The organism is Bradyrhizobium sp. CB2312 (assembly GCF_029714425.1).
Lineage (GTDB): Bacteria > Pseudomonadota > Alphaproteobacteria > Rhizobiales > Xanthobacteraceae > Bradyrhizobium.
The window spans coordinates 1,228,188-1,241,907 of the sequence record NZ_CP121668.1 but is presented as its reverse complement, the minus strand read 5'-3'; the positions used below and the strand labels follow the sequence as shown (position 1 = coordinate 1,241,907).

At 64.9% G+C, this 13,720-nt stretch carries 15 protein-coding genes; 10 read left to right on the top strand and 5 right to left on the bottom strand.

What is annotated here, in order from left to right; all coding sequences use genetic code 11:
• Nucleotide 1 precedes the first annotated feature (1 nt).
• From QA642_RS05890 to QA642_RS05880, 3 genes are read left to right on the top strand one after another with little or no spacing between them, the layout of a single operon-like run.
• On the top strand, nt 2-1,498 hold the full coding sequence (locus QA642_RS05890) for a DUF4173 domain-containing protein (RefSeq protein WP_283083818.1): 1,497 nt from the start codon (nt 2-4) through the stop codon (nt 1,496-1,498).
• A gap of 12 nt (nt 1,499-1,510) precedes the next feature.
• Nucleotides 1,511-2,215, top strand: a complete 705-nt coding sequence (locus tag QA642_RS05885; RefSeq protein WP_283083817.1) for a response regulator transcription factor — start codon at nt 1,511-1,513, stop codon at nt 2,213-2,215.
• Nucleotides 2,212-3,798, top strand: a complete 1,587-nt coding sequence (locus tag QA642_RS05880; protein WP_283083816.1) for an ATP-binding protein — start codon at nt 2,212-2,214, stop codon at nt 3,796-3,798. The genes QA642_RS05885 and QA642_RS05880 overlap by 4 nt, the downstream gene beginning before the upstream one ends.
• Here the strand turns inward: QA642_RS05880 and QA642_RS05875 are convergent.
• The gene (locus tag QA642_RS05875) at nt 3,795-3,935 is read right to left on the bottom strand and encodes a hypothetical protein (RefSeq protein ID WP_007597071.1); all 141 of its coding nucleotides are present in this window, start codon (nt 3,933-3,935) and stop codon (nt 3,795-3,797) included. The two genes, QA642_RS05880 and QA642_RS05875, sit on opposite strands and share 4 nt — an antisense overlap.
• Nucleotides 3,936-4,016: 81 nt before the next feature.
• Between QA642_RS05875 and QA642_RS05870 the strand changes: the two genes are divergently transcribed.
• The 5 genes from QA642_RS05870 to QA642_RS05850 all read left to right on the top strand — a co-directional run bounded on the left by QA642_RS05870 (nt 4,017) and on the right by QA642_RS05850 (nt 8,413).
• A complete protein-coding gene (locus QA642_RS05870) occupies nt 4,017-4,586 on the top strand; it encodes an alpha-ketoglutarate-dependent dioxygenase AlkB (RefSeq protein ID WP_283083815.1) in 570 nt (189 codons plus the stop codon).
• Nucleotides 4,587-4,789: 203 nt separating this feature from the next.
• The gene (locus tag QA642_RS05865) at nt 4,790-5,206 is read left to right on the top strand and encodes a DUF3606 domain-containing protein (protein ID WP_283083814.1); all 417 of its coding nucleotides are present in this window, start codon (nt 4,790-4,792) and stop codon (nt 5,204-5,206) included.
• Between the two features lie 23 nt (nt 5,207-5,229).
• Nucleotides 5,230-5,724, top strand: a complete 495-nt coding sequence (locus tag QA642_RS05860; protein WP_283083813.1) for a hypothetical protein — start codon at nt 5,230-5,232, stop codon at nt 5,722-5,724.
• Between the two features lie 122 nt (nt 5,725-5,846).
• The gene (locus QA642_RS05855; protein ID WP_349253868.1) at nt 5,847-6,776 is read left to right on the top strand and encodes a carboxylesterase family protein; all 930 of its coding nucleotides are present in this window, start codon (nt 5,847-5,849) and stop codon (nt 6,774-6,776) included.
• A gap of 413 nt (nt 6,777-7,189) precedes the next feature.
• Nucleotides 7,190-8,413, top strand: coding sequence for an ABC transporter substrate-binding protein (locus tag QA642_RS05850; protein WP_283086810.1), 1,224 nt, complete (start codon nt 7,190-7,192; stop codon nt 8,411-8,413).
• 263 nt (nt 8,414-8,676) lie between these two features.
• On the opposite strand, the gene QA642_RS05845 is transcribed toward QA642_RS05850, so the two are convergent.
• Nucleotides 8,677-10,239, bottom strand: a complete 1,563-nt coding sequence (locus QA642_RS05845; protein WP_283083811.1) for an adenylate/guanylate cyclase domain-containing protein — start codon at nt 10,237-10,239, stop codon at nt 8,677-8,679.
• Nucleotides 10,240-10,635: 396 nt separating this feature from the next.
• Between QA642_RS05845 and QA642_RS05840 the strand changes: the two genes are divergently transcribed.
• Entirely contained in the window at nt 10,636-11,724 is a 1,089-nt protein-coding gene (locus QA642_RS05840; RefSeq protein WP_283083810.1) for an enolase C-terminal domain-like protein, read from the top strand.
• 37 nt (nt 11,725-11,761) lie between these two features.
• Here the strand turns inward: QA642_RS05840 and QA642_RS05835 are convergent, their stop codons facing one another.
• Nucleotides 11,762-12,184 carry a RidA family protein gene (locus tag QA642_RS05835; RefSeq protein ID WP_283083809.1) on the bottom strand — a complete coding sequence of 141 codons (423 nt, stop codon included), beginning with the start codon at nt 12,182-12,184 and terminating at the stop codon, nt 11,762-11,764.
• 213 nt (nt 12,185-12,397) lie between these two features.
• Between QA642_RS05835 and QA642_RS05830 the strand changes: the two genes are divergently transcribed.
• Complete coding sequence (locus QA642_RS05830; RefSeq protein ID WP_283083808.1) at nt 12,398-12,895, top strand: NUDIX hydrolase; 498 nt, start codon at nt 12,398-12,400, stop codon at nt 12,893-12,895.
• A 76-nt stretch (nt 12,896-12,971) separates the two neighbouring features.
• Here the strand turns inward: QA642_RS05830 and QA642_RS05825 are convergent, their stop codons facing one another.
• Complete coding sequence (locus tag QA642_RS05825) at nt 12,972-13,217, bottom strand: hypothetical protein (protein ID WP_283083807.1); 246 nt, start codon at nt 13,215-13,217, stop codon at nt 12,972-12,974.
• Between the two features lie 11 nt (nt 13,218-13,228).
• Nucleotides 13,229-13,702 carry an L-2-amino-thiazoline-4-carboxylic acid hydrolase gene (locus tag QA642_RS05820; RefSeq protein ID WP_283083806.1) on the bottom strand — a complete coding sequence of 158 codons (474 nt, stop codon included), beginning with the start codon at nt 13,700-13,702 and terminating at the stop codon, nt 13,229-13,231.
• Nucleotides 13,703-13,720 lie beyond the last annotated feature (18 nt).

The following is a 13,720-nucleotide window of genomic DNA, read 5'->3' as shown; positions in this document are numbered from 1 at the left end:
CATGACGAGCCTGGCTTCGACGATCGCAGCGGACATCCAGCCGATCAGGCATTCCTCGATCCCGGCCAAGGTCGGCCTCACACTGGCGCTGGCCGCCCTCGCGGACTGGCTGTTCTACGCCCAGCGCACCGGGCTGTCGCTGACGCTGTTTGCGCTCGCGATTGTGTGCGTGTCGGTGCTGTTCAATCAAGCTTCACTCGACCTGCGGCGGGCGGGGATCGGCGCAGCCGTTCTCGTTGCCGGCCTCATGCCAGCGGTCGAGGAGCTCAACACGCTGTCCTTCCTGATCCTCGTCACCTCGCTGACGATTGCCCTGCTGCTCGCGACCAATCCTGAAACGACCGGCCTTGCCGACCGCGCCCGCGCGCTGCGCAACTTTGTCCTGTTCGGCCCCTTCAGATTCTTCCCCGAGGCGCTCCAGGTCTTCAACATGTCGGCCTTCACCCGCGGCATCGCGCTGTGGCTATTGCCGGCGGCGCTCGGCACCGTGTTCGTCGCGCTGTTCGCTGCCGCCAATCCCGTGATCGAGCAATGGGTGTCGCTGCTCAATCCGAGGCTCATCTTCGATCATGTCAGCATTCCGCGCGTGCTGTTCTGGACCATGATGCTGGCGCTGGTCTGGCCGTTCATCCATGTGCGCTGGCGGCGCAGGACCGTTGTCACCACCGATGTCACCGCTGTCCTCGTGCCGCCGGCGCTGCCACCCATGGTCTCGGCGGAGTTCCTGGGAGCCTCGACGATTCTGCGCTCGCTGATCCTGTTCAATCTGCTGTTCGCGGCCCAGTCGGTCCTCGACGGCATCTATCTCTGGGGTCATGTGGCGCTGCCGGCCAACATGACCTATGCGGCCTATGCCCATCGCGGCGCCTATCCGCTGATCGCAACCGCCCTGCTCGCTGCCGCTTTCGTTATGGTCGCGATGCGCCCCGGTGGGCCGGCCGAGAAATCCAGGGTGATCCGGCCGCTGGTCTATCTCTGGGTCGGGCAAAACGTGCTGCTTGTCGCCTCGTCCATTCTCCGGCTCGATCTTTACGTCGACATCTACATGCTGACCTATTGGCGCATCGCGGCCTTCATCTGGATGGGGCTGGTGGCTCTCGGGCTGATCCTGATCGTCGCCCGCATCGCGCTCAAGCGGTCCAACCGGTGGCTCGTCGGTGCCAATCTGATCGCGTTAACGATCGTACTGTATAGCTGTTCGCTGGTGAACTTCGACGCGTTCATTGCCGACTATAATGTTGCGCACAGTCGGCAAGTTATCGGGTTCGGCGAGCCGGTCGATATCGCCTACCTTATGCAACTTGGACCACAGGCTTTGCCCGCAATTGAGAAAGTGATGCCGTCTCGCCCAGAATATGATCTTGTCGGACGTGACCGACTTCTGGAGGCTCAGCGCCTGGACATGACCTGGCGTGCCTGGGGGTTTCGGAGCTGGCGTCTGCAGCGCAAGCTCGATGCCGGCGCAAGGAGCAAATCCAGCAGCCAGCCGGCCGGGTGAGCGGAGAGATTCTTGGCGCATCGCATTCTCATCGTCGACGACGAGGGCCACATCCGCGAGGTCATCCGCGTCGCCCTGAAGAAGGCCGGCATGGACGTGATCGAGGCGCGCGACGGCAAGGAGGCGCTCGCCCGCTTTGCCGCCGACAGGCCCGACCTGATCGTGCTCGACATCGGCATGCCCGAATTCGACGGCCTCGACGTCTGCCGCGAGATCCGCAAGACGTCCGACGTGCCGATCCTGTTCCTGTCGGCGCGCGACGAGGAGATCGACCGCATTCTCGGCCTCGAGATCGGCGGCGACGACTACGTGACAAAGCCGTTCAGCCCGCGCGAGCTGGTGGCGCGGGTCAATGTCATCCTGCGGCGCCTCAGCCCGCGCAACGGCGAGGCCAAGGCCGGGCCTTCGGCACTCACGCAAGGCGGCCTGCTGATCGATCCCGAGCAGCATGTCGCGACCTTCGCCGGCACGCCGCTGAAACTGACCGCGATCGAGTTCGGCATTTTGCGCGCGTTCCTGACCCGGCCGACCTCGGTGTTCAACCGCGAGCAGCTGATGCGCGCGGCCTACCAGCTCAACATCCAGGTCTCCGACCGCACCATCGACAGCCACATCCGCAATATCCGCGCCAAGCTCGCGGCGCAGAATTGCGAGAACGTGATCGAGACCATCCACGGCGTCGGCTTCAAGCTCGGCCGCTGCGAGAAAGAGGCATGAGCGCGGCGCCCGACAAATGGCGGCCATCGCTCACCCTCGTGATCTTCACGGTGCTGGCGACGGTCGGCGTGCTGCCGCTGGTCGGCCTGTTCTTCTTCCGCCTCTACGACAACCAGCTGATCCGCCAGACCCAGGCCGAGCTGATCGCGCAGAGCCGCGTGCTGGCAACGATCTATGCGCAGGAGGTTACGGCGAGGCTTGGCAGCGGCCTGGTGCTCGGCGCCGAGGTGCCGCCGAACATGCTGCCTGACCCCGGCGACCCGGTCACCCCGATCCGCCCCGCGCTCGACCTCACCGCCAACGATCTGCTCAGGCGGCGGCCGGATGCGCTGCCTGCATCCCAGCCGGCTCAGCCCGCTTACGTCGAGATCGGCGCGAGGATGACGCCGATCATCCGCGAGACGCAGAAGGTGACGCTGGCGGGCTTTCGCATCCTCGATCCGCAGGGCGTCGTGATCGCCGGGCGCTACGAGGTCGGGCAGTCGCTCGCCCATATCGAGGAGGTCGCGGACGCGCTGCACGGGCAGTACCGCGCCACCCTGCGCAACCGCGTGCCGGACAAGCCGCCGCCACCGATCTATTCCTTCAGCCGCGGCCTCGGCGTTCACGTGTTCTCGGCAATGCCCGTGATCGTAAATAACCGCGTCGCCGGAGTGATCTACACCACGCGTACGCCGAGCAACATCTTCGATCACCTCTACCAGGAGCGGGCAAAGTTCGTGCTGGCCGGGCTCGCGGTGATCCTCGGCACGATCGCGATCGGCCTCGTGTTCTCCCGCACCATCACGCTGCCGATGCGCGAATTGATCGACCGTGCCGCCAGAATTGGCCGCGGCGACCGCGAGGCATTTCGGCCGCTGCGGCACTATGGCACCCGCGAGTTCGCCCAGCTCTCGCACAGCTTCCTCGGCATGGCAGAGCAGCTCGCCAGGCGCTCCGACTACATCGCGACGTTCTCGGCCCATCTCACCCATGAGCTGAAATCGCCGCTGACCTCGATCAAGGGCGCGGCCGAGCTGTTGCAGGATTCGGTTCAAGGCAAGGCGGGCAGCCTGACGCCGGCCGAGCAGAAGACGTTCATCGCCAACATCCTGTCCGACACCCAGCGGCTCGAAGCAATGGCGCAGCGGCTGCGCGAGCTGGCGCGGGCCGAGAGCCTGCCGCAGAACGAGCGGACGGAGCTGGCGCCCGTGATCGCCGACCTCAAAAGCCGGTTTCCGGCAAGCTGCATCGAAGCCAGCGGCAGCCTCGACCGGGCGATCGGGATGTCGTCAGAGAAGGCGCTGATCGTATTGTCGCATCTCACCGATAACGCGGTGCGGCACAAGGCGGGGACAATCCGGCTGGAGGCGGTGGACGCACGGACGACCCTGCTTGTGACGGTCAGCAATGACGGCGAGCCGATCTCGGCGCCGAACCGCGACAGGATTTTTGATGCGTTCTTCACCACCCGGCGGGACCAAGGCGGTACCGGGATGGGCCTCGCCATCGCGCGCGCGGTGATGGCGAGCCATGGTGGCTCGATCAGGCTCAAGCCGACGGACCAAGGGGCGGCCTTCGAGCTTCAGTTTCCAATCGCCTAGATCGCGAACACCCAGGCCGCGACGATGGTGCCGATGGTGACGAGACCGGCGATGGTCCAGCCGGCGGCGTATTCCAGCTCGGGATGACCGGTGGCCCGCATGATCTCTGCTGGATCGGCGGTATGCTTCTCTGCCATGACAGCCTCGCACGTTACTTCCCGCGTCAATAGATAAGTCGCATCAGCCGCCATTAGGTTCCATCACGGAAATGCGAGGAAATGACGCAGCTTGGTTTGTTCACCAATCCGGACAGCGGTCCCGCCGGGCTTCGCTATGCGGAGAATTTTATCGATGCCGCCGCTGAGCAGGAGCTGATCGGCCGCATCGCAGCATTGCCGCTCCAGCGCTTCCAGTTCGGCGCCTTCGAGGGCAACCGCCGGGTGGCCTCGTTCGGCTACCGCTACGACTACACGCTGCAACGGCTCGCCGAGTCCGAGCCGATCCCCGTGTGGGTGCTGCCGGTCGCGCGCCGGGTCGAGGCATGGGCCGGCCTCACTGAGGGCAGCGTGCGGCAGGTGCTGTGCACCGAGTACGAGGCCGGCGTCGGCATCGGCTGGCATCGCGACAAGCCGCATTTCGACAAGGTGCTCGGCCTGTCGCTGGGCTCGCCTTGCAAATTCCGCTTCCGCCGCCGCAGCGGCGACAAATGGCAGCGCCATACGCTCGAGGCCCTGCCGCGCTCGCTCTACATGATGGACGGCGAGGCGCGCTCGCAATGGGAGCACAGCATCCCGCCGGTCGAGGCACGCCGCTATTCCATCACCTTCCGGACCATGAAGCGGGCGTGACAGGTCGGCCCAAACAAAAACTGCGAAAACAACCCCATGCACAGTAGCAAGCCTCGGCCGGCTTGAAGCGGGGGTCACGCGCGACAAACGGCTGACACATCGGTGCTAAACGGCCGGGCCGCGCATTCGATGCGGGATTGGCATCTTGCCTTCCAAATCCGGTTGCATGCTAGACTGGATGCCATCCAGGGCAGGAGGGAAGCATGGCCGACAACAAGGCGAAGCGCGGCGGAGCCGATCGGGCGCTGATCGCGCTCACCGAGAAATACGAAGTCGCCTACTGGTCGAAGAAGTTCAAGGTGACGCCGGCCAAGCTGAAATACGCCGTCGAGAAGGTCGGCCATTCCGCCAGGAAGGTCGAGGAGTACATCAAGCTCCAGAAGCACCGCGCCGCCGACAAGAGCCGGATCGCCCTCAGCGAGCCCTACGAGGTTCGCTACTGGTCGAAGAAGTTCAAGATCACCCCGGCCAAGCTGAGGCTCGTGGTAGGCGCAGCCGGCCATTCATCCAAGAAGGTCGAGGCCTATCTCGCGGCGCAGAAGGCGGCGAAGAAGAAAAAAGCCAAGAAGACCGTGAAGAAAGCCGCCAAGAAGGCTGCTACGCGCAAGAAAGCCGCCTGAAACGCCAGGTCGGTGGAGCAAAGATGAAATCCGTTCGATCGATCCTCGCCTGCGGCCTCGTTGCCGCCTGCGCGCAAGGTGCCACCGGCGCCTCAGGCGCCGCGCCTGCAAAAGTCTCGGGCGCGACGGCGCTGGCGCTCGCGGGCGTGATCGCACCGCTGTCGCCGGACCTGACGGGGCCCGAGAAGAAGGCGGTGGCGATGCTGTTCGCCGCCAATGCCGACATTCCCTACAAGAAGCCGATCGTGGTGACGGCGGACAAGATCGTCTGCCGCACCGGCAATGTCGATATCACCGTCCGCAACTGCGAGGTGAGCTTCGGCAAGAAGACCAAGACCGTGAACGGCTCCACCGCCAACGAGATCTTCGCCACGGAAGCGCTGGCGGGCATTCCGCCTGACGGTGCGGCCGGATCGAATTTCGAGAGCCTGAGCAAGCTGAGCTGCACGATCGACCCCAACGCGATCAGGCGGAAGGACGGCAGCGGGGCGGACTGCACGTTCCAGCCGGGGAATTGAGCGCGCCCGAGAACCAGCCACGCCGCCGCGAAATCGCCTCAAGCCCAGCTAACTAATAAGGCGAATTGAAAAGACAGGCCAAACCGGCGACCCATGATGAGGCGCGCAAGGCCGGCACCAATATGAAGAATTATCTCGCATTATTCCTGCTTCTGACCGTCACGACCGCCTCCGCGCATGGCCCGATGCCTGCGCGGCTGCTTCCCCCGTCCGATCTCGTCCTGACAGGCCTCACCGATTCCGACACGACCGCCGGCGGCACCGCTCGGCTGTGCGAGGATGTCACCTTCTCGCGCGGCCTGCGCTATGGCGAGAGCGAAGCCAACGTGCTCGACGTCGCCGCCAGCACGACCAAGGCGACGACGCCGCGGCCGGTGCTGGTGTTCGTGACCGGCGACACCTTCACCGGCGACCGCGCGGCGCCGGACCTGTCGCGCGAGATCCAGGACCAGGCCATGTGCTTTGCCGCGCGCAACGACATGATCGGGGTGCGAGTCAATTATCGGCTGGCGCCGTCGGCGGCCTGGCCGGTCGGCGCCACGGACGTGGCGGCGGCGCTGTCCTGGGTCCACGGCAATATCGATCTGTTCAATGGCGATGCCCGCGAGATCGTCGCGGTGGGCTACGGCGCCGGCGCCTTCCATGTCGCGACGCTGCTGGCACATCCCGAGCTCCAGACCGATCGCGCCGAGGTCGCCGCCGTGGTGCTGGTGTCCGGGATCTACCGCGCCGGCAAGGACCCGAGCGACAGCGTGAAGGCCTATCTCGGCTCCGACGCCGCCCAGTACGACAAGCGGTCGGTCTACCCCGGGATCCTCAATGTCGATGTGCCGATCGTGCTGGCCTGGGCCGCGGACGATGCGGCCAATCTGGTCGCGCAAGGCGAGACGCTGAAAAAGACGCTCTGCGGCGCCGGCCACTGTCCGCGCAGTGCGCTGCTGCGCAGCCGCGCCGGCATCGCCGCCGCGTTCGGGCTCGATGGTTCGGGCGACAGTCTCGCCGAGCCGACGCTGCTGCTGGTGCATCAGCTCGAGGCACGCGGGCTGCCGTAGGGTTGCGCTCGGACCATCCACTCGCACCTTTTGCTGGGCCACCCCTCTCCCCGCCCTCCCCCGCAAGGGGGGAGGGAGCGCAGTGTGCCGCACGGCGACAGCCGGTTTTAAGACTCGAAGCGAAAACTCAATGCGGCTTGCGGCCTCCGCCCCCCAACCACAAGCACAGGTGCGTTCCCTCCCCCTTGCGGGGGAGGGTTAGGGAGAGGGGCGCCACACGGGGACTCTCTCGATTGCGGAATCGACACGTCGCCAGAGCGGCGCGTCAACACGCCTGCCGTTTCGCTTCAGGACCATGCGTCGCATTGAAGCGGGCTGCCCGGCCATAGGAATGCCAAACGCTTGACCTAGATCAAGCGGCCTTGGAGCGGATCGGGCCGACCTCGTTGGGGGCCAACGACAAGGTGTCGAACATGCGCGTCACCGGCAGACTGCTGTTCGTTTCGATGATTGCTTTCGCCTCGCTCGGGGCGATGTCGCAGCAACACACCGAACAACCCGCGACCGACAAGGAAATCCGCATCGGCAATGTCATGCCGTATTCGGGGCCGCTCTCGGAGTTCGGCGCGATCGGCACCGCGGAGGCCGCCTATTTCGACATGGTCAATGCGCGCGGCGGGATCAACGGCCGCAAGATCCGCTTCATCACGCGCGATGACAATTCCGATCCGGCGACCGCGCTGGACCTGACCCGCAACCTAGTCGAGAAGGACGGCGTGCAGCTGATGTTCGGCTCGTTCGGTACGCCCGGCAATATCGCCACGCGCTGGTATCTGAACGAGAAGAAAATCCCGCAGCTGTTCGTCGCCTCCGGCGACGAGGAGCTGAGCCAGGCCAAGGCATTTCCCTGGACCATGGGCTGGCAGCCGTCGTTCCGCTCCGAGGGGCGCATCTACGCCAACTACATCCAGGCCTACTACCCCCGGAAGAAGATCGTGGTGCTCTGGCAGAACGATCAGTTCGGGCGCATGCTGTACAAGGGCATCCAGGAAGGGCTCGGCGATCTGAACCGTCAGGTCCTCGTCGACATCGCCTTCGACATCAATGACGAGCATCTCGACGGCCACGTCTCGATCCTCAAGCGCGCGGGCGCCGACATCTTCGTCTTTCTCGGCGTGCCGTCGACGGCGTCCAAGGTGATCAAGCTGGCGGCGTCAATGAAATGGCGCCCGGTCTTCATCGTGAACGATGCCTCCGCCTCGATCGCCAATGCGATGGCGCCCGCGGGCCTCGAAAATTCATCCGGCGTGATCTCGGCGGCGTTCCTGAAGGATCCGAGCGATCCCGCCTGGAAGGAGGATGCCGGCATGAAGGACTGGTTCGCCTTCATGGACAAGTACCATCAGATCGAAAGCACCAACAACAGCGCGGCAGTCTACGGCTACGCCGCGGCCGAGGCGCTGACGAAGGTGCTGAAGCAATGCGGCGACGATTTCTCGCGCGAGAACATCATGCGGCAGGCCGCATCGCTGAAGGCCTATCAACCCTCCGTCGCGCTGCCCGACATCAGGATGAACACCTCGGCGGACAGCTATCTGCCGATCCGGCAGATGCGGCTGGTGCAATTCGACGGCCGCTCCTGGCAGCCGTTTGGCGACGTGATCGAGACGGCGTTCACGGAGGGCGCGGCGAGGTGAATTGCCCCCGCGTGGAGGTGGCGTTGGTACGGCACGGCGTTCAACAGGCACCTTTTGCTGGGCTACCCCTCTCCCCCGCCCTCCCCCGCAAGGGGGGAGGGAGCTCAGCGTGCTACGCGGCAAGAGCTGGGCTCATCGCTTGCGCGTTTTGAGTCGAGTTATTCGTCACAACAAAGGTGCGTTCCCTCCCCCCTTGCGGGGGAGGGCTAGGGAGAGGGGTTCACACGGGGACTCTCTCGATCAGCAGCGCGTCAATCGTCCCCTCACGCCGGCTTCAGCGAGGCGAGCGCGTTCTCCAGCAGCGTTCGCACGCGGGCGGCATCGCCTGACTTCACCACGGCGGGATCGAGATAGAGCTCGAGGCCGGGCGCGCGTTCGGTGATGATGCCGCTGCTTTCGGCTGCGGCATCATTGAGCGCGTCGACCGAATAGGGAATCACCTCGCGGCTGATGCCCTTCATCGTGATCGCCGGCAGCGCGTGGGCGCGGACAATGTCGCTGACGAGCGCGAAAGTCTCATAGCTCAGCACGATGCCGCCGGGCTCGGCGATCGATTGCAAGCGCGCGGCGAGGTTCGCTTCGGCGCCGATGATGGTGTAGTCCATGCGGTCGCTGCTGCCGAAATTGCCGACATTGCAATAGCCGGAATTGATGCCCATGCGCGAGCGGAACGGCTGCTCGATGCCGGACGCCCGCCATTTCGCGTTGAGCTCGGCGAGGCGCTGCTGCATGCGCCAGGCCATCTGGAGGCAGGCCTGCGCGTCGGCGCGGTCGCCCTTGGTCTCGGGATCGCCGAAGAAGATCAGCATGGCATCGCCGATGAACTTGTCGACGGTGCCGCCGTGCTCATGCGCGATCGCCGACATCTCCGTGAAATATTCGTTGAGCAGCTGGGTCAGCAATTCAGGCTGAAGCCGCTCGGTGGTCGCGGTGAAGTTCTGGATGTCGGAGAAGAAGATGGTGAGCTTCTTGCGCTCGGTGTGGATGGTGACGTCCTTCTGGCCGGAGAAGATGCTCTTGTAGACCTGAGGCGGGATGTAGCGCGAGATCTTCATCGACAGCGAGGCGAGGAAGTCGTTGGCGGATTCGAGCTCCTTGTTCATAGTCTTGATGCGGCTCGCCTGCCGGCGCTGCAGTGAGAGGAACGAGAGGCCGCTGCCGGCGGCGATCAAGAAATAGGCCAGCAGGAACTTGAACGAGAAGATGTTGGCCGCGATCGGCTGGGCGATGATGACTTCCTGGATGCCTCTGATATCCCCGACCTTCCAGTCCTTCTTCGGGCTCTCGGGATGGCTGTTGTGGCAGCTGACGCAGGCCGGGCCCATCGTGACGGGCGCGACCAGACGGACCTTGTCGGAGAACAGCGAGGTCTCGGTGTCGACGATCTTCTGCTCGGGGTCCTTCCTGAGCGCATCGAGCGCGTCCTTCTCGAATTTGTCGAGCTGGTGCGGGGCGCGGTTCTGGAACGGGAAGTCGGAGACGAAACGATAGGTGATGTTCTCCTGCTGCGCGCCGATCACCCGCCCGAGCTCGAGCGACAATGTCGCGGGGATCGGGATCGCGCCCGGAACGGATTCGTAATTGTGCACCACCCTGGTAGTGCCGTTGGGATTGGCCAGGATCCGCCCGACCACGTTGGAGGCGTAATAGCTGCGCACGCTCGTGATCACCGAATTGAGATCGGCGGCCTGCCGGCGAAGCGCCGTCTTGCTCAGCTCGGTCAGGTCCAGCCAGACCGCAAGCGGCAGCGCGAGCAGGAGGAAAGCGATCGCGGCGCCCGTCAAGAGGCCGCTCTTGCGCTGCTCTTCGGAGATCTCTTGTTTCACTCTGTGGCTCCGTTGTGTGCGATTTTGTCGCAAATCTCTCGGGACTTGCGGCGCAGCCTTCGGCTGCACAGAGCCAATAAACACAGGCTCGCGCAACCCCATTTTATGGGAGGGTCATCGCTCATGCGAATGCGGAGGTCGTCATGCCCGGGCTTGTCCCGGGCATCCACGTTCTTCGTACCACGACGAAAGGCGTGGATGGCCGGGACATAGGCGAGCGGAAGCGACGCCGTCCTTCGGACGGCTATGCCCGGCCATGACGATGTTGAGGTATCGGTGCCCCAACCGTTGTCACCTGATTGCATCTATAGTGGTCGCGGCAGGCAGCTTTTCGTTTCATGATGAAGGTTTAAGATCGGCCTGAACCTGCATTCACGCCGCCGGGAGACCCTCCGAATGACCGATATCCGCATCAAGCGCTTCCATGCGCGCCCCGTGATCGTGCCGATGAACCTGCCGCTCCAGACCTCGACCGGCGCGGTCGTCAAGGCGCCGCTGGTGCTGATCGACTGCGAGACCGACCAGGGCGCCGTCGGGCACGCCTATCTGTTCTCGATCACCCCCTCGGCGTTGAAGCCGCTGACCGCGATGGTCACGGAAATGTCAGAGCTCGTCGCCGGCGATCCGCTGCAGCCGTTCGAGATCGAGCGCAAGCTGACCCAGCGCTTCACGCTGCTTGGCCTTGCCGGCCTGCAGCGCCTCGCGCAGTCCGGCATCGACATGGCAGCATGGGATGCGCTGGCCCGCAGCAAGGGCCTGCCGCTGGCACGCCTGCTCGGCGGCGCGCCGAAACCGGTGCGCGCGTACAATTCGAAGGGGCTCGGCATCATGCCGGCGGGCGCCGCTGTGGACGAGGCGCACAAGCTGCTGGCCGAAGGCTTTCACGCCGCAAAGATCCGCGTCGGCCGGCCCGATGCGCGGGACGATCTCGCCGTGGTGCGTGCGGTGCGCAAGGCCGTCGGCGACGACGTGACGCTGATGTGCGACTACAACCAGGCGCTGACGGTCACCGAAGCGATCCGCCGCGGCGAGATGCTCGACGACGAGGGCCTCACCTGGATCGAGGAACCGATCCGTCACGATGACTATGAGGGCAATGCGCGCATCGCGGACGCGCTGCGCACCCCCGTCCAGATCGGCGAGAATTTTGACAGCGCCTTCTCGATGCAGGCGGCGCTGGCCGCCGAGGCGTCCGATTACGTGATGCCTGACGTGCAGCGCATCGGCGGCGTCACCGGCTGGCTGCGCGCCGCCGCGCTCGCGCATGCCGCCGGCATCGAGATGTCGACGCATCTGTTTTCGGAGGTCAGTGCGCACCTGCTCTGCGTGACGCCGACCGCGCACTGGCTGGAATATGTCGACTGGGCCGACGCGGTGCTGGCGAGCCGGCTGAAGATCAAGGACGGCTTTGCGCTGCCGAGCGAGGAGCCGGGGAACGGGATCGCGTGGGACGAGGCGGCGGTCGCAAAATATCTCGTTACATAAGGCCGCCTGTCGCCCCGTCGATCACCGATCGACGGGCCTACGGCCGAACAGCGGCAACCATGCTCAGTTCGACCGGCGCCCCTCGCGGCAACTCGGCGACGCCGACGGACGTACGCGTATGACGGCCGCGATCGCCGAGGCGTTCGATCAGCCGGTCGGAAGCACCGTTCATGACTTGCGACTGTTGGGTAAATCCAGGCACTGAGGCGACATATCCCACGACCTGCAAGACCTGGACGATCTTGTCCTCTCCGCCTGTTGCGTGGTTGATGGCCGCAATACATAGATCGGCGCAGAGGGACGCAGCCTCTTGCGCGGCCGCGATATCGACGCCTGCGCCGACCTTGCCCGCATACAGCAGGTCTTCGCCGCGACGCGGCAGCTGACCACTCACATACGCAATTCCACCATGGATGATCACCGGCAGGTAGTTGCCGCCGGGCTTGTTCACACTGCTCATCTTGCCAGCCTGCCTTCTTTTCACATCCGGCGGAGCGACGCATTTCGCCGAACGCCATAATTCGATCGCACCAAGGTCGTTGCCATGGTGGGTGACCGGACAATGGCAGGCGGCGAGTCATGGATCAAGGCTGCGAAGGCGGCGCAGATCCAGCCCGACAAGTCCTCGCCTGCGCGCATTGCACGGCGGCGGTGCGCGCGATAACGATTTCCCATGACCACATGGCGTCCCCATCCTCACATCCGCGTCGTCGCGATCGGCCTGCACTGGCGCGACGGGCGGCTGCTGGCGGCCGAGGTGCGCGACGATGCGGGGCGGATCAAGGGCGTGCGCCCGCTCGGCGGCGAGATCGAGTTCGGCGAGAGCTGGCGCGCTGCGCTGGTGCGGGAATTCAAGGAAGAGCTTGGCATCGAGGTCACTATCACGAGCGAGCCGCTGGTGCTGGAGAACATTTTCGCGCACGAGGGATCGACCGGGCACGAGGTGATGTTCATCGCGGACGTCTCGTTCCCGGACGGCGCGTTCGGCGGCGAGGACCGCATCGACTTTCGCGAGGATAATGGAGAGCAAATCGTCGCGCGCTGGTTCGACCTTGCCGATCTCGAGGTCGGAGACGGTCCGAGTCTTTATCCGACCGGGCTGAAGGATGTACTGCTCGTGCGCAGGGACAAGACGAAGGTTTCAATTCCGTCATCCCCGCGCAACCGCTAAGCGGTTGTCGCTGGAGGCGCGAGTGGCGCGAGGCGAGCGCCTCAAGGTGACGGTTATGGAATCGTCATGGCGGGCGCTACCACACCTCCGCCCCCGGTATTTTCTTCCGCACCGCAATGCGCTGGATCCAGATGCAGCGACGGACGGACCTGTTGGAGCGGCCGACGGCGGATATGCCCTCGCCGGCCTGCAGCAGCGGTGCCACGTTCTGGCGCAGCTCACGGCAGCGCTGGAGCTCGGCCTGCCAGTCGATGATCGTAGCCTTGGCGCGCGGCGCCATCAGCGCCAGCACCGCCGCGGCCAGACAACTCGACCGCATCATATGCAGTTCCTTCACTGTGACCTGCCTCCATCGCGCCGGTAGCGGAAATTGCAATGAGAGGCGCCCTGCATGATCGTCTGGGTGCGCGTGAGCTTGACGTCGGCGCCGAACCCTTCCGCGGTCGCAAAATCCGCGGTGCAGACCAGGAGGAAGCCGAGCTCCGGTTCGCCGAGCGCCTTGTAGAACTCGGCATAGGCGCAGCGCGTCACGTCGAACGCAAAGGCGTCCGCCGTCTGCTCGATGACGTCATAGGCGAGCGCGTCGTCGCGGGCATAAGTCCTGAACGCCGAGGACACGGCCTTACCGAGATCGCTCTCATTCTTGGCCTTCCAGAACTCCTCACCGAAACCGCGGTAGAGATCGCCGAGCGCCCTGCGCACCAGCGCGTTGGCGCGCGCCTCGCCGAGCTCGGCCTGGAGTGCCTTGACCAGCGGCACCAGCACCTGCGCCTGGATCTTTGCTTGCTCGATGACGGACACGCTCATGGGCGGCCTCGCGCCTGA